Annotated in this window: 19 protein-coding genes; 10 read left to right on the top strand and 9 right to left on the bottom strand. The window is 71.2% G+C overall.

Annotated elements, in window-relative coordinates; all coding sequences use genetic code 11:
• Positions 1–34: 34 nt before the first annotated feature.
• On the top strand, positions 35–1,012 hold the full coding sequence (locus ACEUEL_RS18110; protein ID WP_405708209.1) for a type II secretion system F family protein: 978 nt from the start codon (positions 35–37) through the stop codon (positions 1,010–1,012).
• Between the two features lie 190 nt (positions 1,013–1,202).
• Here ACEUEL_RS18110 and ACEUEL_RS18105 read toward each other — a convergent pair whose 3' ends face one another.
• Positions 1,203–2,522: a hemolysin family protein gene (locus ACEUEL_RS18105; protein ID WP_405708206.1), complete on the bottom strand. Its 1,320-nt coding sequence runs from the start codon at positions 2,520–2,522 to the stop codon at positions 1,203–1,205.
• 192 nt (positions 2,523–2,714) lie between these two features.
• On the opposite strand from ACEUEL_RS18105, the gene aroC reads away from it, so the two are divergent.
• From aroC to ACEUEL_RS18090, 3 genes are all read left to right on the top strand, one after another.
• A complete protein-coding gene (gene aroC, locus ACEUEL_RS18100; RefSeq protein ID WP_405708203.1) occupies positions 2,715–3,824 on the top strand; it encodes a chorismate synthase in 1,110 nt (369 codons plus the stop codon).
• 70 nt (positions 3,825–3,894) lie between these two features.
• Positions 3,895–5,202: a 3,4-dihydroxy-2-butanone-4-phosphate synthase gene (gene ribB / locus ACEUEL_RS18095; RefSeq protein WP_405708200.1), complete on the top strand. Its 1,308-nt coding sequence runs from the start codon at positions 3,895–3,897 to the stop codon at positions 5,200–5,202.
• Between the two features lie 244 nt (positions 5,203–5,446).
• Entirely contained in the window at positions 5,447–6,238 is a 792-nt protein-coding gene (locus ACEUEL_RS18090; protein WP_405708197.1) for a DUF1194 domain-containing protein, read from the top strand.
• Between the two features lie 6 nt (positions 6,239–6,244).
• On the opposite strand, the gene ACEUEL_RS18085 is transcribed toward ACEUEL_RS18090, so the two are convergent.
• The 3 genes from ACEUEL_RS18085 to ACEUEL_RS18075 all read right to left on the bottom strand — a co-directional run bounded on the left by ACEUEL_RS18085 (position 6,245) and on the right by ACEUEL_RS18075 (position 10,251).
• Positions 6,245–7,162, bottom strand: coding sequence for a metallophosphoesterase (locus ACEUEL_RS18085; RefSeq protein ID WP_405708194.1), 918 nt, complete (start codon positions 7,160–7,162; stop codon positions 6,245–6,247).
• Positions 7,163–7,250: 88 nt separating this feature from the next.
• A complete protein-coding gene (locus tag ACEUEL_RS18080) occupies positions 7,251–8,633 on the bottom strand; it encodes an aspartate aminotransferase family protein (RefSeq protein ID WP_405708192.1) in 1,383 nt (460 codons plus the stop codon).
• Positions 8,634–8,763: 130 nt separating this feature from the next.
• On the bottom strand, positions 8,764–10,251 hold the full coding sequence (locus tag ACEUEL_RS18075; RefSeq protein ID WP_405708189.1) for an extensin-like domain-containing protein: 1,488 nt from the start codon (positions 10,249–10,251) through the stop codon (positions 8,764–8,766).
• A 145-nt stretch (positions 10,252–10,396) separates the two neighbouring features.
• Here ACEUEL_RS18075 and ACEUEL_RS18070 point away from each other — a divergent pair, with 145 nt between their 5' ends.
• Both ACEUEL_RS18070 and ACEUEL_RS18065 read left to right on the top strand, forming a co-directional pair.
• Complete coding sequence (locus tag ACEUEL_RS18070) at positions 10,397–11,116, top strand: HAD family hydrolase (RefSeq protein WP_405708186.1); 720 nt, start codon at positions 10,397–10,399, stop codon at positions 11,114–11,116.
• On the top strand, positions 11,113–11,898 hold the full coding sequence (locus ACEUEL_RS18065) for a DUF1499 domain-containing protein (protein ID WP_405708183.1): 786 nt from the start codon (positions 11,113–11,115) through the stop codon (positions 11,896–11,898). The genes ACEUEL_RS18070 and ACEUEL_RS18065 overlap by 4 nt, the downstream gene beginning before the upstream one ends.
• Here ACEUEL_RS18065 and ACEUEL_RS18060 read toward each other — a convergent pair whose 3' ends face one another.
• Entirely contained in the window at positions 11,899–12,810 is a 912-nt protein-coding gene (locus ACEUEL_RS18060; RefSeq protein WP_405708180.1) for an MBL fold metallo-hydrolase, read from the bottom strand.
• 248 nt (positions 12,811–13,058) lie between these two features.
• Between ACEUEL_RS18060 and ACEUEL_RS18055 the strand changes: the two genes are divergently transcribed.
• On the top strand, positions 13,059–13,673 hold the full coding sequence (locus ACEUEL_RS18055; RefSeq protein ID WP_405708177.1) for a carbonic anhydrase: 615 nt from the start codon (positions 13,059–13,061) through the stop codon (positions 13,671–13,673).
• A 114-nt stretch (positions 13,674–13,787) separates the two neighbouring features.
• On the top strand, positions 13,788–14,000 hold the full coding sequence (locus tag ACEUEL_RS18050) for a hypothetical protein (RefSeq protein ID WP_405708174.1): 213 nt from the start codon (positions 13,788–13,790) through the stop codon (positions 13,998–14,000).
• Between the two features lie 7 nt (positions 14,001–14,007).
• Here ACEUEL_RS18050 and ACEUEL_RS18045 read toward each other — a convergent pair whose 3' ends face one another.
• The 4 genes from ACEUEL_RS18045 to ACEUEL_RS18030 are packed head-to-tail and all read right to left on the bottom strand — an operon-like array spanning position 14,008 to position 20,173.
• The gene (locus ACEUEL_RS18045) at positions 14,008–15,174 is read right to left on the bottom strand and encodes an ABC transporter permease (protein ID WP_405708171.1); all 1,167 of its coding nucleotides are present in this window, start codon (positions 15,172–15,174) and stop codon (positions 14,008–14,010) included.
• Positions 15,175–15,177: 3 nt separating this feature from the next.
• Positions 15,178–17,913: a ribosome-associated ATPase/putative transporter RbbA gene (rbbA, locus tag ACEUEL_RS18040; RefSeq protein ID WP_405708168.1), complete on the bottom strand. Its 2,736-nt coding sequence runs from the start codon at positions 17,911–17,913 to the stop codon at positions 15,178–15,180.
• Entirely contained in the window at positions 17,913–18,983 is a 1,071-nt protein-coding gene (locus tag ACEUEL_RS18035; RefSeq protein ID WP_405708451.1) for an HlyD family secretion protein, read from the bottom strand. The genes rbbA and ACEUEL_RS18035 overlap by 1 nt, the downstream gene beginning before the upstream one ends.
• Positions 18,980–20,173, bottom strand: coding sequence for an acetate/propionate family kinase (locus tag ACEUEL_RS18030; protein ID WP_405708165.1), 1,194 nt, complete (start codon positions 20,171–20,173; stop codon positions 18,980–18,982). The genes ACEUEL_RS18035 and ACEUEL_RS18030 overlap by 4 nt, the downstream gene beginning before the upstream one ends.
• A gap of 313 nt (positions 20,174–20,486) precedes the next feature.
• Between ACEUEL_RS18030 and ACEUEL_RS18025 the strand changes: the two genes are divergently transcribed.
• Positions 20,487–20,891 carry an Hsp20/alpha crystallin family protein gene (locus ACEUEL_RS18025; RefSeq protein WP_405708162.1) on the top strand — a complete coding sequence of 135 codons (405 nt, stop codon included), beginning with the start codon at positions 20,487–20,489 and terminating at the stop codon, positions 20,889–20,891.
• Between the two features lie 10 nt (positions 20,892–20,901).
• A complete protein-coding gene (gene lon, locus ACEUEL_RS18020) occupies positions 20,902–23,343 on the top strand; it encodes an endopeptidase La (RefSeq protein WP_405708159.1) in 2,442 nt (813 codons plus the stop codon).
• Positions 23,344–23,420 lie beyond the last annotated feature (77 nt).

Below are 23,420 nucleotides of genomic sequence, written 5' to 3'. Positions count from 1 at the left end.
CGGGCCGGCGGACGCAAAGGGGCAGGGCGCGGCGATGGTCGATCTCATCATCGAGAAGTTCCACGACACGCAGCTCATGGTGACGCTGTTCACCATGATCGCGGCGATCGCCACCGTCTTCACCCTGGCCATGCCCTATCTCGCCGGCGACAGCCTCGAGAAGCGCATGCGCGCCGTCGCCTTCGAGCGCGACCGCATCCGCGCCCGCGAGCGCGAGCGTCTTGCCCAGGGGCGGGACAAGATCGAGCTGCGACGCGCGCCGAAGGCCTACATGGCCCGCGCCGTCGAGCAGCTGAACCTGCGCAAATGGCTGGGCGAGGAGCATGTCCGCGAGACGCTGGTGAAGGCCGGCTATCGCGGCCACGGCCCCTATGTCGCCTATCTCTTCTTCCGCATGGTGATGCCGATCGCCCTCGTCGTCACCGCGGTCGCCTATCTCTTCGTGATCTCGCCGCCGGACTATTCAGCGCCGGTGCGCTTCGGCGGCGTGGTGCTGGCCGCCTATCTCGGCATCAAGGCGCCGGACATCTACCTCGCCAACCGGATCCAGAAGCGGCAGGAATCGATCCGCCGCGCCTTCCCCGACGCGCTCGACCTGCTGCTGATCTGCGTCGAATCCGGCATGTCGATCGAGACCGCGTTCCGCCGCGTGAGCCAGGAGATCGGCGCCCAGTCGGTCGAGCTCGCCGAGGAGCTGACGCTGGCCACCGCCGAGCTCTCCTACCTGCCCGAGCGCCGCCAGGCCTATGAGAACCTCGCCACCCGCACCGATCTGGAAGGCGTGAAGGCGGTCACCACCGCGCTGATCCAGGCCGAGCGCTACGGCACCCCGCTCGGCCAGACCCTGCGCGTGCTGGCGCAGGAGAACCGCGACATGCGCATGGCGGCGGCGGAGAAGAAGGCGGCGGCGCTGCCGCCCCAGCTCACCGTGCCGATGATCCTGTTCTTCCTGCCGGTGCTGTTCGTGGTGATCCTCGGCCCGGCGGCGATGAAGGTGATGGCGATCCGCTGAGCGCGGTCCGTCATCCCGTCATCCCCTCGTCTGCCGGCCCGGGCACCGACCGTCGTCGAGGCCGGAGCCGAGTGCGGAACCTGGATCGTTCCCCGCATGCCCGCGCCATCCGGGATACGGCGCGAGGGCCGTTCCGGGACCCTGAAGCCGGCAGGGTTTCGACGGCGCCGGGAGGTGGGCGTGCCCGTCCTCACCCCGCCCGCGCGGTCGCCAGCCGGCGGGCCGCGACGGCACGGGTGACCAGCAACTTGTCGATACGCCGCCCGTCCATGTCCACCACCTCGAAGCGCCAGCCGTGCCGCTCGAAGGCGGTGCCTTCCTGCGGCAGCGCCTTGAGCTCGTGCAGCGCATAGCCGGCGGCGGTGTGGAAGCCGGCGTCGTCGGGCACCTTGATGCCGAGCAGGTCGGCGAGTTCGTCCACCGGCGTGTTGCCGGCGACGAGATAGGAGCCGTCGGTGCGCTCCACCACATGCGGGCCGGGCCGGCCCTGGTCGTCGAGGATCACCGTGCCGGCAATGGCGTCGAGCAGGTCCGCCGGCGTCAGCACGCCGACCATGGAGCCGTATTCGTCCACCACCAGGGCGAGCGGGGAATTGGCGTGGCGCAGCATCTTCATCGCGTCGAGCGCGCCGGCCGTCTCCACCAGCACCGGGCCCTCGCGTACGAACTGGCGCGGATCGGGCGTCTGGCCGTCGAGGTAGGCGGCGATGAGGTCGGTGATGTCGATCACCCCGACCGCCTCCTCCGGCGTGCCTTCGCAGGCGGGAAGCCGGGTGTGCTTGGTCTCGCGGATCGTCGCCCGCACCGCCTCGGGGTCGTCGGTGAGGTCGATCCAATCGACATCGGTGCGCGGCGTCATCACCGCCCGCACCGGCCGGTCGGCGAGGCGCATCACGCCGGCGATCATCCGCCGCTCGTCGGGATCGATGACGCCGGCCGATTCCGCCTCGGCGACGATGGCGCGGATTTCCTCGTCGGTGACGTTGGCCTCCGCCGATTTCTGGTCGCCGAGCAGCCGCAGCACCACGCGCGAGGAGGCGTCGAGCAGCCACACCGCCGGTGCCGAGATCTTCGACAGCACCACCATCGCCGGCGCCACCAGCGAGGCGAGCTTCTCGGGGCTCTGCAGCGCGAGGCGCTTGGGGATGAGCTCGCCGAGGATCAGCGAGACATAGGTGATGGCGGCGACGACGAGGCCGTAGCCGAGCCCCTCGGCGAAGCGCGGCGAGACGCCCTGAACCTCCAGCCAGTCGCCGAGCATGTCGCCGAGCGTGGCGCCCGAGAAGGCGCCGGCCAGGATGCCGATCAGCGTAATGCCGATCTGCACGGTGGAGAGAAAGCGGCCGGGATCGGCGGCCAGCGACAGCGCCGCGCGGGCACCGGCGGAGCCGCGTTCGGCCATGGAGCGCAGACGTGCCGGGCGCGAGGAGACGACGGACAGTTCCGCCATGGCGAGCACGCCGTTGACGAGCACGAGGAAGACGACGACAGCGATTTCGAACAGCGGCATCAGGGGGTGCGAAATGAATGACGATGCCCCCACATGTAGCACGGATCGCCCGTTTGGCGATCCGGCAACCGCGCCGCATGGCCGGGATCGGGCCCGCAGCGCGCCGCACGGCCCGGTCACAAACGCCTCGCGCTTTGCCGCGGCGTGCTCTAGAAGCGGCTCGGTTGTTCCCTTCGCGCCGGCGGATCGCCCATGTCCTACAACAGCTTCGGCCAGCTTTTCCGCGTCACCAGCTTCGGCGAGAGCCACGGCCCGGCGATCGGCGGGGTGATCGACGGCTGCCCGCCCGGCCTGCGCTTCACGCTGGCCGAGGTGCAGGAGGCGCTCGACCGCCGCCGCCCCGGCCAGTCGCGCTTCACCACCCAGCGGCGGGAGCCCGACACGGTGCGCATCCTCTCCGGCACGCTGGAGGAGGCGGGCGGGCTGGTGTCGACCGGCACGCCGATCGCCTTCCTGATCGACAATGTCGACCAGCGCTCGAAGGACTATTCCGAGATCGAGGCGAGCTACCGCCCCGGCCACGCCGACTACGCCTATGACGTGAAGTACGGCCTGCGCGACCACCGCGGCGGCGGGCGCTCCTCCGCGCGCGAGACGGCGATCCGTGTCGCCGCCGGCGCCATCGCGCGGAAGGTGGTGCCCGGCCTCGTGGTGCGCGGCGCGCTGGTGCAGATGGGCGAGATCGCCGTCGACCGAGCCCGCTGGGACTGGAACGAGATCGACCGCAACCCCTTCTTCTGCCCCGATGCCGCGGCGGCGACGGCGATGGAGGATTATCTCGACGGGCTGCGCAAGGCCGGCTCCTCGGTCGGCGCGGTGATCGAGATCGTCGCCGAGGGCGTGCCGCCCGGCCTCGGCGCCCCGCTCTACGGCAAGCTCGACGCGGATCTGGCCGGCGCGCTGATGGGCATCAACGCGGTGAAGGGCGTCGAGATCGGCGAGGGCTTCGCCAGCGCAGGCCTCACCGGCGAGGCTAATGCCGACGAGATGCGCATGGGCAATGACGGGCGCCCGATCTTCCTGTCGAACCATGCCGGCGGCATCCTCGGCGGCATCTCGACCGGCCAGCCGGTGGTCGCGCGCTTCGCGGTGAAGCCGACCTCCTCCATCCTCACTCCGCGCCGCACCGTGACGCGCTATGGCGATGATGCGGAAGTGCGCACCAAGGGCCGGCACGACCCCTGCGTCGGCATCCGCGCGGTGCCGGTCGGCGAGGCGATGGTCGCCTGCGTCGTCGCCGATCATTTCCTGCGCCATCGCGGCCAGGTCGGCACGCCGCCCGTCTGGCCGTTCCCGCGCTGATCTTTCAGTATTACTGAAAGTTCGCCCGCTCTTCATTGCGGACGAAGGGTCGGCGCCCTATAACACCGTCATGAAGCTCGACGCCTGGCTGGAGATGACCGGAACCTCGCGCAGCGCCTTTGCTCGCGCGGCCGGCCTGTCGCCGGCGAGCGTCACGGCCCTGTGCAAGGACGAGGGCGCGTGGATCTCCCGCGACACGGCCGGGCGCATCGCCGCGGCGACCGGCGGCGCGGTGACGCCGAACGACTTCCTCGGGATCGATATCCAGAAGGTGGTGCAGATGACCGATACCATGCAGGCCCGCGTCGAGGCGGCGATCGAGGCCTTTGCCCGCGGCGAGATGCTGGTGGTGACCGACGACGACGACCGCGAGAACGAGGGCGACCTCATCGTCGCCGCCCAGTTCGCCACCCCCGAGAAGCTCGCCTTCATCGTCCGCCACACCTCCGGCATCGTCTGCACGCCGCTCACCGCCGAGCACGCCAAGCGGCTGCGCCTCAGCCCGATGGTGAGCGACAACGACGCCCCCCACGCCACCGCCTTCACCATCTCGGTGGACTACCGCCACGGCACCACCACCGGCATCTCCGCCGACGACCGCACCGCCACGGTGCGCGGCCTCGCCAATCCCAATGCCGGCGCCGCCGATTTCGTGCGTCCCGGCCATATCTTCCCGCTGATCGCCAAGGAAGGCGGCGTGCTGATGCGCTCCGGCCATACCGAGGCGGCGGTCGACCTGTGCAAGCTGGCCAATCTGGAGCCGGTCGGGGTCATCTGCGAACTCGTCAACGACGACGGCTCGGTGATGCGAGGCACCCGCGTCGCCGACTTCGCCGCCGCCCACAAGCTGCTGCGCATCTCGGTGGCCGATCTCATCGCCTACCGGCAGGCGCGCGAGCGTCTCGTCACCCGCATGGCCGAGTTCACCACGCCGACCGTGGTGGGCGACATGCACGCCATCTCCTACGTCACCCCGTTCGAATCGGTGAACCACCTCGCCCTCGTCCATGGCCGTATCGGCGATGGCCGCGACGTGCTGGTGCGGCTCCACCGCGCCGACCCGATCGGCGACGTCTTCACCGGCGGGCGCGCCATCCTCTCCTCGCTGGAGCGGATCCGGGCCGAGGGCCGCGGCGTGTTGGTCTATCTGCGCGACGGCACCGCCGGCGTGCCGCCCACCGCCATGGGCCCCGAGGACGGCAAGAGCGATTCGCAGGCCCTGCGCGACCAGAACTGGCGCGAGGTCGGGCTCGGTGCCCAGATCCTGAAGGATCTCGGCATCTCCTCCATCCGCCTGCTCGCCTCGCGCACTCGCACCTATGTCGGCATCGCCGGCTTCGGGATCGAGATTGTCGGGACGGAACCGCTGGATGGCTGACGGTATCGGTGGAGCCGGCCCCCGCAGGGCCGGCGATCACGAAAACGGGTAGCGGCACAGCGCCCGCTGCCGCCAATTTCGGCTCGTGCGGACCCGCCTCGCATGGCACCATGTCGTTGACGCGTCATGGACACGTCGATGTGCCTCTCGAACGGGGGACGCGATGGTGCAAGCGGTGCGCATACGCAGCAGGCGAAGCGGGAGGCGGCCGGCCCTCGCCGCCGTCGTCCTCTGGCGGGTCCTGGTGCTTCTGGCCGGCGCCGTGCTGCTGGGCCAGCTAGCGGCGGTCACGTCCGCGAAGGCGGCCGACGAACCGGTCGACGTCGAACTGGTGCTGGCGGTCGACGTCTCCTACTCGATGGACCTCGACGAACTCGCCCTTCAGCGCGAGGGCTATACCCAGGCGGTTACCTCCCCAGAATTCCTCAACGCGCTCAGGCTCGGCCCGAACGGCCGGGTGGCGCTCACCTATGTCGAATGGGCGGGCGTCGAGGAGCAGAAGCAGGTGGTTGGCTGGACCGTGGTCGACGGTCCCGACACCGCGCGGGCCTTTGCCGCGGCGATCGCCCGCGCGCCGCTGCGCCGCGTCTACCGGACCTCGATCTCCGGCGCGATGGAGTTCTCCGCCGGCCTGTTCGAGGGCAATGGGCTGCGCGGCCTGCGCCGGGTGATCGACATCTCCGGCGACGGCACCAACAATCAGGGGCCGCTGGTCGAGCCGACCCGCGACGACATCGTCGGCCGCGGCATCACCATCAACGGCCTGCCGCTGCTGCTGAAGGTGCCGGCCGGCTCCATGCTCGATATCGACCAGCTCGACGTCTACTACGAGGACTGCGTCATCGGCGGCCCCGGCGCCTTCGTCATCCCGATCCGGGCGAAGCACGAATTCGCCGATGCCATCAAGACCAAGCTGGTGCTGGAGGTGGCGGGCGTGAAGCCCCCGCCCGAGGTCGCGGTGCGCTACGCCGCCAGCCCGCCGCGCATCTCCTGCTCCATCGGCGAGCGCATGTGGATGGAGCGCTGGGGCAACTGAGCCCGCTCAGGCGGGGCGGGGCGCGCCCAGTTCCACCAGCACGATTTCCGGCGGCACGCCGATCCGCACCGGCAGGCTGGTGCAGCCGAGCCCGCCGGAAACGATGAGGTGGCGCCCATCCTCGACGATGTGGCCGTAGGCGAAGCGGTTGCCGAATTCGGACGGCACGATCGGCGACCAGCCGGCGATCCGGACCTGCCCGCCATGGGTGTGCCCGCACAGGGTCAGCGCCACCCGGTCCGGCATGTCCACGAAGATGTCCGGCTCATGCACCAGCATCACCACCGGAGCGTCGTCGGTGATCTGGGCCAGCGTGCCCGGCAGGTCGTCGACGCCGAGGAAGTTGCTGTGGCCGGGCAGGCGGAAGGCGATGGTGTCGCCCAGCCCCGCTAGCCAGAACGGGCGCCCGTTATGGATGAGGCGCACCACATCGTTCTGCATCACCGGAATGCCCGCGCCCTTGAGCGCCAGTTCCGAGGGGGTCGGCCCCCGCCGCAGCAATTGCGCTTGCGGGTCGTCCCACCAGTCGTGATTGCCGAGGATCGAATAGACCCCGAGCGGCGCCTTCAGCCTGGCGAGTTCGCGCGCCGCGACGTCGAGCGGCACCGGCGTGGTGACGATGCGCGGGGTCGGCGTGTAGTCGCCGAGCAGCACGATGAGATCGGCCCCCAGTGCATTGGTGCGCGCGACGATCTCCTCGATGCGGTCCACCCCCATGATCGGCGCGCCGACATGCAGGTCGGTGATGACGGCGATGGTGAGCGGGAAGTCGGCGGGCCAATTCGCCGGACGCGGCCGGTAGGTGGTGACCACCAGCCGCACCGTCGGCTCGACATAGCCGGCATATCCCGCCATCGCTGCGCCGCTGCCGAAGAAGGTGACGCTGCCGGCGAGCACGGCGCGCCGGCTGAGAAGGCGCGTCATGGCGGCTCCGGTCGCGGGCAAAGGACCGGAGCCTATCAGCCGAGAGTTGCGACTTTCTCAAGGCGCGGGCCGGGGCAAGGCCCCGGGATCACGCGGCCTTGAGATTCTCGCGCGTCACCCAGTCGAGCGTGCGGTCGAGCGCGCGCGTGAGGCGATCGAACAGCTCGTCGATCTCGGCCGGCGAGATCACCAGCGGCGGGCAGATGGTCACCGCGTCGCCGAACACGTTGCGCACGATCAGCCCTTCCTCCTGGGCGAAGGCGACCACCTTGGCGGCGACGCCGCGCTTGGGGTCGAACTGCGCCTTGCTGCGCTTGTCGGCGACGATCTCGATGCCGGCAACGAGGCCCGCCCCGCGCGCCTCGCCCACCAGCGGATGGTCCTCCAGCGCCGCGCGGCGGGCGACGAAATGCGGGATCTTCGCCTTCACCCGCTCGAACACGTTGTCGCGCTCGTAGATCTCCAGCGTCTTCAGCGCCACCGCGGCGGCGACCGGATGGCCGGAATAGGTGAAGCCGTGGCCGAACGAGCCGAGCTTGCGGCTCTCCTCCAGCAGGGCCTGGTACATGCTCTCGGGGATCATCACCGCGCCGATCGGCTGGTAGGCGGAGGAGAGCGCCTTCGCCACCGAGATCGAATCCGGCTTCATGTCCATGGCCGTGGCGCCGAAGGCGGTGCCGAGCCGGCCGAAGCCGGTGATCACCTCGTCGCCGATGAAGAACACGTCGTACTTCTTCAGCACCGCCTCGATCTTCGGATAATAGGTCTTCGGCGGCACGATCACCCCGCCCGCGCCGAGCACCGGCTCGCCGATGAAGGCGGCCACCGTCTCCGGGCCCTCCTTCAGGATCAGCGCCTCCAGGTCGGCGGCGAGGCGGGTGGCGAAATCCTCCTCGCTCTCGCCGGGCTCGGCGAGGCGGTAATGGTGCGGGCAGGTGGTGTGGCGCACGCCGGCGATCGGCAGGTCGAAATCGGTGTGGTTGCCCGGCAGCCCGGTCAGCGAGGCCGAGGCGATGGTGACGCCGTGATAGGCGCGCTGGCGCGAGATGATCTTCTTCTTGTTCGGCCGGCCGAGCGCGTTGTTCATGTACCAGACGAGCTTCATCTGGGTGTCGTTGGCTTCCGAGCCGGAATTGGTGAAGAACACCTTGGAGATCGGCACCGGTGCCATCTCCTTGAGCTTGTCGGCGAGCTCGATCGCGGGGTCGTGGCTCTTGCCGCCGAACAGGTGCGTGAAGGGCAGCTTGCGCATCTGCGCCGCCGCCGTCTCGACCAGCTCCTCGTTGCCATAGCCGAGCGAGGCGCACCACAGCCCGGCCATGCCCTCGAGATAGGCCTTACCGTCGACATCGTGCACCCACACGCCCTGGCCGCGCTCGATGATCAGCGGCCCGTTGTCGCGGAAGGCGGCGAGGTTGGTGTAGGGGTGGACCAGCGTCTCGACGTCGCGAGTCTGCAGGTTGGTGAGCATGGTTGGTCTCCGGCCGTGATCGGTGCGTCGAGCGGCACAGTAGAGCGCCGGACGGCGCGCCGGAAGCCGGCCCTTGGTCTCACTTGCGCGGGGTTTTCCGTACCCGGCCGCCCGATCCGGCCGCCCGTCCCTATGGCCCGGCGGTGCGGTCCGTCTGCCAGTCGCAGATCGCCGCGCCGTTGCGGCGGGGGGCGAGGTCGACATGCAGGTGGGTCTCGTGGAAGCCGTCCGAGCCGGGGCCGAGCACCGTCTTGAAGCGGGCGCAGGCGCTCTCGCGCAGCGCGGTGCGGAAGGCGGCGGGCATGTCGGCCGAGCCGATGTCCAGCTCGCGCCCGTCGATCAGCACATAGCCGCCGGTGTCGAGGGCGTTGCCGCGCCCGTGCTCGCTGATCTTGGCGTTCTCCTGCCGGTTGCGGCCGCGGCATTCGTAGGAGCCGGCTACCTTGACCGTCTCCAGCGCCGTCCCGGCGGTGCGCGCGAGGTCCGGCGCCACCGATTCGCGGATCCACTGCGCCACCGCCAGCGCCATGTCGCAGCGCAGCAGCGCCACCGGCTCCAGCGCCACCAGCGCGCCGTTGGCGAGGCGCACCGCCGCGAGGCGCACCGGCCGGGGGATGCCGCAGCCGTTCTCGCCCGTAACTGGGTCGCCCGGCGCGGCGATGGCGATATTGGCCTGCGCCAGCGTGGTGCAGGCGGCGGCCAGCGTCTCCGGCGTGTCGGCCGGGTTCGGCGCGAGCACCTGCTGCGCCGGAACTGCCGGCGCGGGAGTCGTCGGCGCCGTGGTGGGCGGCCGTGCGGCGAGCGTCGGGCGCGCCGGCTCGCCCGGCCGGGCGGGACGGGGAACGGGCAGCGGCACCGGCCGGCCGGCGAGCCGCGCCGGCGCGGTGGCGGCGGGACCGAAGGTGGAGGTCGGCGGCGCGGCGTAGGGGGTCAGCGAGGGCACCGACGGATCGGGGGCGGTCGCCGGCGCGGTAACCACCGTTGTCGGTGCCGGGCGACCGGCCCCTTCGCCCGGAGTCGCCGGCGGCGGGGCGGGTGGGGCCGGCACGGTCGCCGTCATCGGCGGCGTCGATGGTAGGGGAGCCGCGGCGGCGGGCGGCGCGGCTCCGGGCGCGTTGTCCTGACGGCTCGCCGCCACGGGCGGCGCCGGGGCTGGCGCGGCCGCGCCGGGGGAGGGCATGTCCACGGCCGGCGCGGCAGGCGCCGCCGCGAAGGGGCCGGGTTCCGACGCCGGCGGAGCGCCCGGCGGGACCGGGGTTGGCTGCGCCGGGGCCGCAGCGGCGGTTGCCGCCGGAGAGGGGCGGGGCAGCGGCCGGGGGGCGAGGGCCGGCGGTGTGGCGGCTATCGTCGTTTCCGGCGCTCCCGGCTTCGGGGCCGAGGCCGGCCGCGGCAGCGGGCGCGGCACCCGCGCGGGAGCCGCCGCCACCGGTGTCGGGTTCGTGGCGGCGGGCTGCCGCTTCTTGCCGGTGATGCGCTCGATCGCGCCGTTCAGCGCCTTGCCGACCCGCGAGAAGCTCTCGGTGACGCTGTCGGACTGCGCCGCCGCCGGAAGCGGTGCGAGCGCCAGCAGCAGCGGGATGCCGAGCGCGGCGAGAACCGTCCGCCCGTGCCGGCGCACCCGCCGGCCCGGCCTCGCGCCGCCCGCGCCCGTCCGGTGTCTCGCTGCTGCGCCCGCCATTGCCCCGCCTCGCCCGGTGTGAGCCGTCGAAATTTTATGATATCAGCGCCTTGGCGGCTCTCATACCGATTGGAAACAGTCCACAGTGAATGCGGTTCGCGCGTTTTTGTTCGACAAGGACGGTACGTTGGTCGACTTCGACCGCACCTGGGGTCCCGCCGCCCGCGAAGTGATGCGCCGGCTCGCCGCGGGCGATGCGGCCACGCTCGCCCGGCTGCACGAGGTGAGCCATTTCGTGCCGGAGGAGGATCGCTTCCGCGGCACCTCGCCGCTCGTCGCCGGCTCCTCCGCCCAATATGGCCCGCTCTGGGCGCAGGTGCTGGCGCGGCCCTCGACGCCCGACTTCTTCGCCGAGGTGGATTCCCTCTTCGGCGAGGAGGGGCTGCGCTCGCTCACCGCCATCGGCCGTCCGAGCGAGAGCCTCGCGCGCCTCGCCGGCGCCGGCTTCCCGCTCGGCATCGCCACCAACGACAATGAGGCCAATGCCCGGCTCCAGGCCGAGCATCTCGGCATATTGCCGCTGATGGCCGGCATATACGGCTATGATTCCGGCCACGGCCCCAAGCCGCAGCCGGGCATGGTCGAGGCCTTCGCGCGGCAGGCGGGCGTGCCGGTGGAAACCGTCGCTCTCGTCGGCGACACCCATCACGACTTTGCCACGGCGCGCGCCGCGGGCGCTCTGTTCGTGCTGGTGCGCTCGGGCCCGGAGCGTATCGACGCCTTCGCCGACCAGGCGGATCTCGTGGTCGACGACGTCGCCGAGCTGGTCGACCGCCTGCTCGGCCGGGAGGCGGTGCCGGCATGATCCGCCGCCGCCTCTACATCGACGAGCGCATGTCGAAGCTCGCGGTCTGGAGCCTGCGCCTCGCCGTGTTCGCGATTCCCGTCACGCTGCTCGGCATCGTGCTGCAGCTGACCGAGACGCTCGACATCTATTCCGGCTTCATCACCATGCTGGCCGGGTTCGGCATCGCCGCGCTGGCGCTCGTCGTTGCCATCGCCGCCTTCGCGGTGATCTGGAGCGAGGGGTTGAAGGGTCTCGGCCGGGTCGCCGGGGCGGGGATCCTGGCGCTCATCCTGCTCGGCCCGCCGGCGGCGGTGGTCGCTTACGGCTCGCGCCTGCCGGCGATCCACGACATCACCACCGACACCGACGACCCGCCCGATTTCCATGTGCTGGCCTTCGCCCGCCCGCGCGCGGCCAATCCTCTCGACTATGCCGGCGAGGACGCGGCGCAGGCGCAGCGCGAGGCCTATCCGCAGGTGAAGCCGGTCGATCTCGACGCCACTCCCGACGAGGCCTACAACTCGCTGATGGCGCTGGTCACCCGCCGCAAATGGCAGCTGGTCGACGCCACCCCGCCGCGCGGCGGCCTGCGCGAGGGACGCATCGAGGCGGTCGCCCGCAGCCTCCTGCTCGGCCTGCGCGAGGATGTGGTGATCCGCGTGCGCCCGACCCTCGAGGGCGCCCGCGTCGACATCCGCTCAACCTCGCGCTACGCCCCGCGCGATTTCGGCTCCAATGCCAGCCGCATCGACGGGCTGCTGGCCGATCTCGCCGACGAGCGCGGCCGGCGCCGGCGCTGATCAGGCCGGCCGGAAGCGCCCGTCGAGGGCGGGCGGGCCGTCGGCGCGCACCGCGCCGCGCGCCACCAGCTCCTCGAGATGGGCGAGCGTCGACAGCCCCGCCGCCCCGGCGAGCCGGGGGTCGAGCCCGATATAGATTGCCCGCACCATCTCCGGGATGGTCGTCGCCCCGCGCGCCAGCGCCCGCAGGATGGCGCCCTCGCGCGCCTCGCGGTGGTTGATGTAGCGCCGCACGAAGGCGGGCGCGTCGCGCACCGGCCCGCCATGGCCGGGCAGATAGAGCCGCTCGGGTCGGGCGGCGAGCCTGCGCAGCGAGGCCATGTAGTCGCCCATGGCGCCGTCCGGCGGGGCGACGATGCTGGTCGCCCACGCCATCACATGGTCGCCGGCGAACAGGAGCTCGCCTTCGGCATGGGCGAAGGCGAGGTGGTTTGCGGTGTGCCCCGGCGTCGCCACCGCCGTCAGCGTCCAGCCCGGGCCGGTGACGGCGTCACCGTCGGCGAGCGTGACGTCGGGGCGGAAGCCGGTGTCGGCGGCGGCGTCGAGCGGATTGACCTCGCCTAGGTGCAGCGCCCGCGCCGGCCGGTGCGGGCCCTCGGCATAGCTCGGCGCCCCGGTCGCCGCCTGCACCGCCGCCAGCGCGCCGGAATGGTCGCGATGGGTGTGGGTGATGAGGATATGGCTCACCCGCTCGCCCGTCACCGCCGCCAGCAGCGCAGCGACATGGCCGGCGTCGTCCGGCCCCGGATCGATGATGGCGACCTCGCCGGTGCCGACGATGTAGCTGCAGGTGCCGGTGAAGGTGAACGGCCCCGGATTGGGCGCCAGCACCCGGCGCACGCCCGGCGTGACCACCTCGGCAACGCCCGGAACCGCGTCGAAGCGGCGGTCGAAGGGGATGTCGTCGGCCATCGTTACCCGCTTGCGCTGCCCGTCCGCCGCGGCCCGCCCCGGCTCCTGACGGCGGCATAGCCGGTCGCGGCGCGCGCGTCGATTCCCGCGTTGCACCCGCCTCCGCTCCCGCCTGCGGCCAGCCGACGCGCCCCGGCCGGCCGGACGAGGGGCGCGGGGGCTTGCCGCGGAGTGATCCGCGAAGGATGGTGCGCCGTTGTGAACACGGCACGCGGCGGACCGGGGCGCCGCAGAGGGATGAGGGACGCATGGACGAACTGGTCGACGGCTACAAGCGCTTCCGCGAGGCTTCCTGGCCCGAACGCCGGGCACTGTTCGAAAAGCTCGCCTCCCGCGGCCAGAGCCCGCAGACCATGGTCATCGCCTGTTCGGACAGCCGCGTCGACCCCTCCATGATCTTCGATGCCGGCCCGGGCGAGCTCTTCGTGGTGCGCAACGTCGCCAATCTCGTGCCGGCCTACGGCACGCCCGACCACGGCCATCACGGCACCAGCGCCGCGCTCGAATTCGCCGTGCGGGTCCTCGCCGTCCGCCACATCGTCGTGCTCGGCCACGCGCTGTGCGGCGGCGCCCGCGCGGCGCTGGAGGGCGCCCCGCCGGAGGCGCAGGACTTTCTGCCGGACTGGATCCGCATCGCCGAGCCGGCTGTCACCGTCGCGCTGAACCTGAGCACCGACCCCGAGGAACGCCGCCGCATCGCCGAATATGCCTGCGTCAAGCTCTCGCTGCGCAACCTCGAGACCTTCCCGTGGATCCGCGAGCGGCTCGAGGGCGGCCACCTGACCTTGCACGGCGCCTATTTCGCCGTGGCCACCGGCCTGCTGGAGCGGCTCAAATCCGACGGGACCTTCGCTCCGGCGTGACGCCATCGCCCGCGCCGGCGTCCGCGTGTTGGTGATTTCGCGCCGGCGCAAACGATTCTACACTGCCCGCCAGCCGTCCGGATGAAGGCGGTCATGCGTGGAGGAGTTTTGCGAATGCTGAAGGAACCCGCGGAAGGCCAGCTGATTCGTGGCCTGGGCGTGATCGAGACCACCGAGACCGACAATGTCCTGCGCTGGGACGGGACGATGCTCTATGTCGAGCACGACATCTACCACAATGGCCAGCTGGTCCACCGCAAGTACCGCCGTCGGGTGACGCGCGAGGTGGCCAAGGCGCTGCTGACGGTGATCACCCCGTCCAGCTGAGCCCCCCTCAGCTCCCGAAGATGACCCGCCGGAAGCGGCGCAGCGCGAGCGCGAAATAGACCGCGCCGATCGCGCTGAGCGCCGCCACGTCCCGCCACACCACGTCGAGCCCGGCGCCGCGGTAGAGCACGCCCTGCGCGAAGGCGACGAAGTGCGGCGTCGGCGTGCCCGCCAGCATGGTGTAGCGCAGCCAGGCGGGCATGCTTTCCATCGGCGTGGTGCTGCCCGACAGCAGCTGCAGCACCACCATCACCGGGATCGCCAGCAGGCCGAACTGGCCCATCGACTGGGCGATGGTGCCGAGCAGGATGCCGAGCGCCCCGATCGCGAGCGAATAGAGCGCCGCGCCGGCGAGGAACAGCGCGATGGCGCGGGGCCCTCCGGTCGGCACGCCGAGCCACCAGCCCACCACGAAGGTCAGCGACAGCGCCGAGGCCCCCAGCACCACGAGGCCGTTGGCGGCGATCTTCGCCAGCATGATCTCGGCCGGCACCACCGGCATGACGAGGAGATGCTCGACCGTGCCCTGCTCGCGCTCGCGGATCAGCGCGGCGCCGGTGAGGATGAGCCCGAGTATGGTGATGGAGTTGATCACCTGCATCACCGAGGTGAACCAGCTCGACAGCAGGTTCGGGTTGAACTTCACCCGCACCACGACATTGATCGGCGGGCTGGCGAGCCCCTCGCGTCCGGCCAGGAAGGCGTTCACCTCGCTGGTGATGATGCTCTGGATATAGACCGCGCCGTTGCCGGCCTGGGTCATGGCGGTGGCGTCGACATTCACCTGCACCGAGGGGGTGCGGCCGGCGAGCAGGTCCGCCTCGAATTTCGGCGGGATCTCGACCACGAAGACGAGGCCGCCCTTGTCCATCTCGGCGTCGATCGCCGTCGCCTCGATCGCCCGGGTCTCGCGGAACAGCGGCGGGCCCATGGCGTCGCGGATGCGGCGGGAGAGCACCGACTGGTCCTCGTCGACGACGCCGACCGCGAGGTTGGTCGCCTCCGTCGAGGCGCCGCTGGCCACCGTCACCACGGCGACGCTGAAGGTGTAGACCACCAGCACCATCATCACCGGATCGGCGCGGAAGGAGCGCAACTCCTTCACCATCAGCTGCCACAGCGTGGCGAGATGCTCGGCGAGGCGGGTGCGGCGGGATCGCGTTACGGTCTCCATCGCTCACGCCTCCTGCTTGCGCAGCAGAAGCTGCGCCACGACGAGGAACAGCAGGGCGAAGCCGGCGAGGACGAGGATGTTCGGCCAGAGCTCGTCGAGGCCGAGCGACTTGGTGAAGGTGCCGACGCTGACCGGCTGGTACCAGGCCGGCGGAAAGCCGAGGCCGAGGATGCGCGCCCCGCCCGAGAGCGAGGAGACCGGCACCAGCAGGCCGGAGAAGTTCACCGCCGGCACGATGGAGAGGATCGAGGTGGCGAACACCGCCGCCACCTGCGTGCGGGTGAAGGCGGAGACCAGCTGGCCGAAGCCGGTGGTGGCGCAGACATAGGCGAGCGTGCCGAGCGCCAGCGTGCCGAGCGAGCCCTTCACCGGCACGGCGAAGAGCGTGGTCGCCAGCAGCACCAGCATCGCGAAGCTGGCCATGGCGACGGCGACATAGGGCAGCTGCTTGCCGACCAGGAATTCGAACTTGCTGATCGGGGTCGAGCGGAAATTGGCGATGGAGCCGGTTTCCTTCTCGCGCACCACCGCCACCGCCGACATCACCGCCGGGATCAGCACCAGCATCAGCATGACGACGCTGGGCACCATGGCGTTCACGCTCTTGAACGCCTGATTGTAGCGGAAGCGCGTCTCGATGCTGATCGCGCTCACCGCCGCGTTGCGGCCCCGGCTTTGGAGGGCCAGCTCGCGCGCGTATTGCGCCGCGAGGCCGGTCACGTAGCTCTTGGCGGTCTCGCCGCGGAACGGCATGGCGCCGTCGATCCACACCGCCACCTCCGGCGTGCGGTTCGCCATCAGGTCGCGCCCGAAGCTCGGCGGGATCTCGATGGCGAGCTGCAGCTCGCCGCTGCGCAGCCGCGCGTCCATCTCGGCGCTGGTGCGGATGGGCGGTTGCTCGGCGAAGTAGCGCGAGCCGGCGAACTGGTCGAGCAGCGCCCGGCTCTGCGGCGTGTCGTCCTGGTCGAAGGCGGCGTATTTCAGGTTCTCGACGTCGAAGGAGATGCCGAAGCCGAAGGCGATCATCAGGATCATCGGCCCCAGCAGCGCGAAGGTGAGGCGGATCGGGTCGCGCAGCAGCTCCATCGCCTCGCGCCTTGCATAGGCCCAGAGCCGGCGCTGATCGAAGGCGCGGTGCGGGGGCGGCGCTTCCGCCGCGAGGGCGGCGGCTTCGGCCGCCTCGGCCTTGGGCGGCGGCCAGACGATGCCGGCGGCATCCGCCAGATAGCCGATGAAGGCGTCTTCGAGGTTGGCGCTGCCGCGCTCGCGCACGAGCTCGTCCGGCGCCCCCACCGCCAGCACCCGGCCCGCATGCATCAGCGAGATGCGGTCGCAGCGCTCCGCCTCGTTCATGAAATGGGTGGAGAGGAAGATGGTGACGCCGTCGTCGCGCGACAGGTCGATCAGCGTGCGCCAGAAGGCGTCGCGGGCGATCGGGTCGACGCCGGAGGTCGGCTCGTCGAGGATCAGCATGCGGGGGCGGTGCAGCACCGCCACCGCGAGCTGGAGGCGCTGGCGCTGGCCGAGCGGCAGGCTCTCGGGCCGCGCATCGGCGACCTCGGCGAGGTCGAACCGCGCCAGCATCTCCGCCACGCGCGGCCCGCGCTCATCGGCGGGCAGGTGGTAGAGATGGGCGTGCAGGTCGAGATTCTGCCGGACGGTGAGCTCGCCATAGAGCGAGAAGGCCTGGCTCATGTAGCCGACCTGGGCGCGCATCGCCATGTCGTCGGCACCCATCGGCTTGCCGAACAGCGTGGCGGTGCCCTCGCTCGCCGGCAGAAGGCCGGTGAGCATCTTCATCGTGGTCGACTTGCCGCAGCCGTTCGAGCCGAGGAAGCCGAAGATCTCGCCGCGCGCGATGCGGAAGCTGACATGGTCCACCGCGACGAAATCGCCGAAGCGCCGCGTCAGCCCCACCGCCTCGATCGCCGGCGGCTCGTCACCGTCCGCCGCGCGCGGGCGCACGATCACCGGCTGGTGCAGCGCCCGCTTCAAAGGCGGCAGCAGTGCGATGAAGGCGGCTTCCAGCGTCGGCTCGCCCGCCGTGGCGAGGATGTCGGCCGGTGCGCCGTGCGCGATCACCCGGCCGTCATCCATCGCCGCGAGCCAGTCGAACCGCGCCGCCTCGTCCATATAGGCGGTGGCGACGATCACGCTCATCTGCGGCCGGCGCAGGCGGATGGTGTCGATCAACTCCCAGAACTGCCCGCGCGAGAGCGGATCGACGCCCGTTGTCGGCTCGTCGAGGATCAGGAGATCGGGATCGTGGATCAGCGCGCAGCACAGGCCGAGCTTCTGCTTCATGCCGCCCGAGAGCTTGCCCGCCGGCCGGGCGAGGAACGGGTCGAGCCCGGTCGCGGTGACGAGCTCCTGGATCCGCCGCGCCCGCTCCCCCGCGCCCTGCCCGAACAGCCGGCCGAAGAAGTCGAGATTCTCGAACACGCTGAGCGTCGGGTAGAGGTTGCGCCCCAGCCCCTGCGGCATGTAGGCGATGTGCGCGCGCTGGGCCTCGCGGTGGGCGTGGCTGGTCATCGGCCCGCCCAGCACCTCGGCGCTGCCGGCCTGGATCTTCCGCACCCCGGCGATGATGGCCAGCAGCGTCGACTTGCCGACCCCGTCCGGCCCGATCACCCCGGCCATGCCGCCCGCGGGTATGTCGAGGCTGACGCCCTCGAGCGCCGCCCGCGCGCCGTAATGATGGGTGAGGTCCCTCAGCCGGGCGACCGGCGCCCCGCCCATCAGGGCAGCTTCACCGCGAGGTCCGCCGGCCAGTCGGCGTCGGCCCGCGTGCGCACGAAGCCCATGCCGCGCACGCCGGTCTTGACCTGCCGGTGATAGGTGGCGAGCACCTTGGGGTCGACCTGCAGCTTCACGCGGAACATCAGCTTCTCGCGCTCCTCGCGGGTCTCGACGCTCTTCGGCGTGAACTGGGCGTCGGCCGCCACGAAGCTGATCGTCGCCGGCACCACATATTGCGGCACCGGATCGAGGATGATGCGCGCCTCGTCGCCCAGCACCAGCTTGCCGGCCTGAGCGGCGGGCAGGTAGAGGGTCATGTAGACGTCGTTGAGGTCGAGCAGGGTGAGGATGCGGGTGCCCGCCCCGACCACCTCGCCGGCCTCGGCCAGCTTGTACTGCACCCGCCCCGAGCGCGGGGCGACCAGCGTCAGGTCGACCAGGATCGCCTCGACCTGCTCGACATCGGCCTCGGAGGCGCGGATGGCGAATTCGGCCTGGTCGCGCTGGGCCTGCGCCGCCCGGCTCGCGGCTTCGGCCGAATCCAGCTTGTTGCGGCGCTGGTCGAACACCTGCTTCGACAGATAGCCCTTGTCGACCAGCTCCTGGCCGCGATCGAGATCGGCCTTGGCATAGGCGAGGTCGCTGGCGCGCTGGGCGATCAGCGCCTCCGCCTCGGCGAGCGCCTGCTTGGCCTTGAGCACCTGCGCCTGCGCCCCGCGCAGCTGCGCCTCGTATTCCGGCGAGGTGATGCGGGCGAGCACCTGCCCGGCGGTCACCTCGTCGCCTTCCTTCACGGTGACGATCTCCAGCCGGCCGGCATATTTGGCGGCGATGTCGACCTGCGTCGCCTCGATGCGCCCGTTGGACGAGACGATTCCGTCCGGCAGGGTGCGCCCGCGCAGCCGGTCGAGCAGCGACTGCACCAGGGCCGGCATCTGCATCTGCGCCTGCGCCGGGGGCGCGGCGGCCGGGGCCTGCGCGCGCACCGGGGCGGCGGCGCCGGCGAGGGTGGCGAGGATCAGCGTCGGCAGGGCGAGCGAAGAGCGCATCGTGCGGCGGGTCTCCGTCAGGATGTGGCGGGCACGCGCCCGAGCAGGCGCAGCGTGTGCCGGGCGATCATGAGTTCCTCGTCGGTCGGCACGACGAGGATGGCGGCACGGCTCGCCGCGGCTCCGACGTTCCCGGCATGCCGGGCATTGGCCTCTTCGTCGAGGGCGAGGCCGCACCAGCCGAGCCGGGCGACGACATCGGCCCGCACCGAGGCCGAATGTTCGCCGATTCCGGCTGTGAACACCAGCGCGTCGATCCCGCCCAGCGTCACCGCGAGGCTGGCGACCGCCTGCGCCACGCGCTGGCCGAAGAAATCGAGCGCCATGCGCGCGCGCGGATCGCCGCTCGCCTCGAGTTCGCGCACGTCGTTGCTGATGCCGGAGAGGCCGAGCAGCCCGCTTTCGCGATAGAGCATCTCGCCGACCTGATGCGCGCTCATGCCCTTCTGCTCGATCAGGTGCAGCACCACGCCCGGATCGAGCGAGCCCGAACGCGTGCCCATCGGCAGCCCGTCGAGCGCGGTGAAGCCGAGCGTCGATTCGATGCTCTTGCCCGCGCGGATCGCACAGACTGAGGCGCCCGAGCCGAGATGGGCGATGATCACCCGGCCATTGGCGATCTCGGGGGCGATCGTCCGAAGCGCCCCGGCGACATATTCGTAGGACAGCCCGTGGAAGCCGTAGCGCCGCACCCCCTCGTCATAGAGCACGCGCGGCAGCGCGAAGCGGTCGGAGAGTTCGGGGTGGCCGCGGTGGAAGGCGGTGTCGAAGCAGGCGACCTGCGGCAGGTCCGGCCGGCGCTCGCGCAGCACGCGGATCGGCTCCAGATTGCTGAGCTGGTGCAGCGGCGCCAGCGGGATGAAGCTGGTCAGCTCGGCCATCACCGCGTCGTCGATCCGCACGGGCTCGGCGAAGGTCATGCCGCCATGCACCACACGGTGGCCGACCGCGACGATGGCGACCCGCATATGGGCGAGCAGCCAGTCGCCGATCGCCTTCTGCGCGGCGGTGGCGTTGGGGATCTCGGCCTGCGTGAAGCGGCGCTCGATCAGCACGGCGCCGTCGCCGCCGCTGACCTTGAGGCACGGCCGGCTGCCGATGCCGTCGAGCGCGCCGCCGAGCTCGAGGCCGAGCCCCGCGCCCTCGATCCGGTAGAGCTTGAACTTGATGCTGGACGAGCCGGCGTTCACGACGAGGATGGCATCGGTCATCGTGCCGGTCTCCGGTTGAGGCGCAGGGGCCGGGGGGAAGGGCGAAGTCAGGCGGAACGCGCAGGGCAGCCGCGCCGCCGGCGCGGCGCTCCGGGGATAGTTCCACGCCGCGCGGCTCCGGCAAAGCGGGCGATGCCGCCCGCCGCCCGTGTGAGGATCATGCCCCGGCCGTCTTGGAGCCGATCGCGCGCGCCGCGTCCTTGATCCCGATCATGGCGCCCTTGCGGATCCGCCCGGTGGCCGGCTGGCAAAGCGGCGGCGACCCCCCATATGCGGCATCATCAAGGCGTCGGGGCACGCCGGGGAGAACAACATGTCGGGTTCGGATCCCAGATTGTGGATGTGGTCGGAAGCGCTAGCGCTGGCGGCACGCGCCGAGCGCCTGCACGGGCAGATGTTCCGCCCGGCGGCCTCGCGAACGCGGGCGCCCTGCTGGGAGCCGCCGGTCGACGTATTGGAGACCGAGCGCGAGGTGCTGGTGCTCGCCGCGCTGCCGGGGGTGGATCCCGAGCGCATGCAGGTCGCCATCAACAACGGCACTTTGTCGATTTCCGGCGAGCGCGTGCTGCCGCCGCAGCTGCGCACCGCCTCCATTCACCGGATGGAGCTGCCGCAGGGTCGGTTCGAGCGGCAGGTGCCGCTGCCGCCCGGCCGCTATGAGGTCAACCGCCCGAGCGTGGTCAACGGGTGCCTCGCCATCGTTCTGCGCAAGGTTTGAGGGGGATTTGATGCATTACCCCGTCTTCACACGGTCCATACCCGCCCATGCCGCCGATGACGGCGGCCTTTCCATGGCGCCCGCCGGGGCGAACGGCGCCAACGGCACCACCGTGCCGGCCGACCAGCTGATCATCCTGCCGGTGCGCGGGCTGGTGCTGTTCCCCGGCGTCGTCATGCCGCTCGCGGTCTCGCGCCCGGGCTCGGTCGCCGCCGCCCAGCAGGCGATCCGCGAGGGTCGGCCGATCGGCATACTCGGCCAGCGCGATCCCGCGCAGGACGAGCCCGCCGCCACCGACCTGCACCGCATGGGCGTCGTCGCCAATATTTTGCGCTTCGTCACCGCGCCGGACGGCTCGCACCACATCGTCGTGCAGGGCGAGCAGCGCTTCCACGTCGAGACCTTCGCGCGGGAGAAGCCGTTCATCACCGCGCAGGTGCGCCGCATCGAGGACGAGGCGCCGCGCACGCCGGACATGGAGGCGCGCTTCGTCAACCTGCAGGGCCTCGCCCTGGAGGCGCTGGAGCTGTTGCCGCAGACCCCGCCCGAGCTGGTCGGCGCGGTGCGCGGCACCACGGCGCCGGGCGCGCTCGCGGACCTCGTCGGCGCCTACATCGACGTCGGCACCGATGAGAAGCAGGAGCTGCTGGAGACCATCGACGTCCCCGCCCGGGTGAACAAGGTTGCGCGCCTGCTCGCCCAGCGCATCGAGGTGCTGCGCCTGTCGCAGGAGATCGGCCGCCAGACCAAGGCCTCGCTGGACGAGCGCCAGCGCGAGGTGCTGCTGCGCGAGCAGATGGCGGCGATCCAGAAGCAGCTCGGCGAGGACGGCGGCAATTCCGAGGAGATCGCCGAGCTCGACAAGGCCATCGCCGAGGCCGGCATGCCCCAGGACGTCGAGCAGATGGCCCGCAAGGAGCTCGGCCGGCTGCGCCGCATGCAGGACGCCAGCACCGAATACGGCATGGTCCGCACCTATCTCGACTGGCTGATCGCGCTGCCCTGGAAGCTGCCCGACACCGCGCCGATCGACATCGCCGAGGCGCGCAGGATCCTCGACGAGGACCATTTCGGCCTCGACAAGATCAAGCGCCGCATCGTCGAATATCTCGCCGTGCGCAAGCTGGCACCCAACGGGAAAGCGCCGATCCTGTGCTTCGCCGGCCCTCCCGGCGTCGGCAAGACCTCGCTCGGCCAATCGATCGCCCGCGCCATGGGCCGCAAGTTCGTGCGCGTCTCGCTCGGCGGCGTCCATGACGAGGCAGAGATCCGCGGCCACCGGCGCACCTATGTCGGCGCGCTGCCCGGCAACATCATCCAGGGCCTGCGCAAGGCCGGATCGCGCGACTGCGTGATGATGCTCGACGAGATCGACAAGATGGGCTCGGGCATCCAGGGCGACCCCTCGGCCGCCATGCTGGAGGTGCTCGACCCCGAGCAGAACGGCACGTTCCGGGACAATTACCTCGGCCTGCCGTTCGACCTCTCGCGCGTCGTCTTCATCGCCACCGCCAACATGCTCGACACCATCCCCGGCCCGTTGCGCGACCGCATGGAGATCATCACCCTGTCGGGCTACACCGACCAGGAGAAGCTGCAGATCGCCCGCCGCTATCTCGTGCGCCGCCAGCTCGAGGCGAACGGGGTGAACCCGGAGCAGGTCGAGTTCGACGACGAGGCGCTCAAGGGCATGATCCGCGCCTATACGCGGGAAGCCGGCGTGCGCAATCTCGAGCGCGAGGTCGGCCGCGCCGTGCGCCATGTCGCGGTCGGCATCGCCGAGGGCAGCGTCGCCCATGCCCGCATCGGCGTGACGGACCTGCCCGAGCTGCTGGGGCCGCCGATCTTCGAGGACGAGGTCGCCCTGCGCGTCTCGGTGCCCGGCGTGGCCACCGGCCTCGCCTGGACCCCGGTCGGCGGTGACATCCTGTTCATCGAGGCGACCCGCATCCCGGGCCGCGGCGGGCTGATCCTCACCGGCCAGCTCGGCGACGTGATGAAGGAGAGCGCGCAGGCGGCCTGGAGTCTCGTCAAGAGCCGCGCCAGCGAGCTCGGCATCGATCCCGAGCTGTTCGGCAAGCTCGACGTGCACGTCCACGTGCCGGCCGGCGCCACGCCGAAGGACGGCCCGAGCGCCGGCGTCGCCATGTTCACGGCGCTGGTTTCGCTGCTCACCGGTCGCACGGTGCGCAAGGACACGGCGATGACCGGCGAGATCTCGCTGCGCGGTCTGGTGCTGCCGGTCGGTGGCATCAAGGAAAAGGTGGTCGCCGCGGCCCGCGCCGGGCTGACGCGGGTCATGCTGCCCGCGCGCAACCGGCGCGACTATGAGGACATCCCGCAGGATGTCCGCGACCGGCTGGAATTCGTCTGGCTGGAGAAGGTCGACGAGGCCATCGCCGCAGCGCTGGAGCCTTCGGGCGCCGAGCGGGCGGTCGAGGCGGCGGCCTGATCGGAAGCACGCCGGGGGTTGCTTAAACCCCCGGCGGTCCGGCGCTCAGGATGTTCCGTCCGGTGCGAGCCCGGCGG

It is taken from the genome of Ancylobacter terrae (assembly GCF_045108345.1).
Classification (GTDB): domain Bacteria; phylum Pseudomonadota; class Alphaproteobacteria; order Rhizobiales; family Xanthobacteraceae; genus Ancylobacter.
Note: the sequence above shows the minus strand (reverse complement) of the source record. Positions and strands in the feature narration are given on the sequence as shown.

What these genes read in the sequence shown, in the direction of transcription:
- ACEUEL_RS18110 (WP_405708209.1), top strand. Translation starts at nt 35, where the DNA reads ATGGTCGATCTCATCATCGAGAAGTTCCACGACACGCAGCTCATGGTG.
- ACEUEL_RS18105 (WP_405708206.1), bottom strand. Translation starts at nt 2,522, where the DNA reads ATGCCGCTGTTCGAAATCGCTGTCGTCGTCTTCCTCGTGCTCGTCAAC.
- aroC (WP_405708203.1), top strand. Translation starts at nt 2,715, where the DNA reads ATGTCCTACAACAGCTTCGGCCAGCTTTTCCGCGTCACCAGCTTCGGC.
- ribB (WP_405708200.1), top strand. Translation starts at nt 3,895, where the DNA reads ATGAAGCTCGACGCCTGGCTGGAGATGACCGGAACCTCGCGCAGCGCC.
- ACEUEL_RS18085 (WP_405708194.1), bottom strand. Translation starts at nt 7,162, where the DNA reads ATGACGCGCCTTCTCAGCCGGCGCGCCGTGCTCGCCGGCAGCGTCACC.
- ACEUEL_RS18080 (WP_405708192.1), bottom strand. Translation starts at nt 8,633, where the DNA reads ATGCTCACCAACCTGCAGACTCGCGACGTCGAGACGCTGGTCCACCCC.
- ACEUEL_RS18065 (WP_405708183.1), top strand. Translation starts at nt 11,113, where the DNA reads ATGATCCGCCGCCGCCTCTACATCGACGAGCGCATGTCGAAGCTCGCG.
- ACEUEL_RS18060 (WP_405708180.1), bottom strand. Translation starts at nt 12,810, where the DNA reads ATGGCCGACGACATCCCCTTCGACCGCCGCTTCGACGCGGTTCCGGGC.
- ACEUEL_RS18055 (WP_405708177.1), top strand. Translation starts at nt 13,059, where the DNA reads ATGGACGAACTGGTCGACGGCTACAAGCGCTTCCGCGAGGCTTCCTGG.
- ACEUEL_RS18050 (WP_405708174.1), top strand. Translation starts at nt 13,788, where the DNA reads ATGCTGAAGGAACCCGCGGAAGGCCAGCTGATTCGTGGCCTGGGCGTG.
- ACEUEL_RS18045 (WP_405708171.1), bottom strand. Translation starts at nt 15,174, where the DNA reads ATGGAGACCGTAACGCGATCCCGCCGCACCCGCCTCGCCGAGCATCTC.
- rbbA (WP_405708168.1), bottom strand. Translation starts at nt 17,913, where the DNA reads ATGGGCGGGGCGCCGGTCGCCCGGCTGAGGGACCTCACCCATCATTAC.
- ACEUEL_RS18030 (WP_405708165.1), bottom strand. Translation starts at nt 20,173, where the DNA reads ATGACCGATGCCATCCTCGTCGTGAACGCCGGCTCGTCCAGCATCAAG.
- ACEUEL_RS18025 (WP_405708162.1), top strand. Translation starts at nt 20,487, where the DNA reads ATGTCGGGTTCGGATCCCAGATTGTGGATGTGGTCGGAAGCGCTAGCG.
- lon (WP_405708159.1), top strand. Translation starts at nt 20,902, where the DNA reads ATGCATTACCCCGTCTTCACACGGTCCATACCCGCCCATGCCGCCGAT.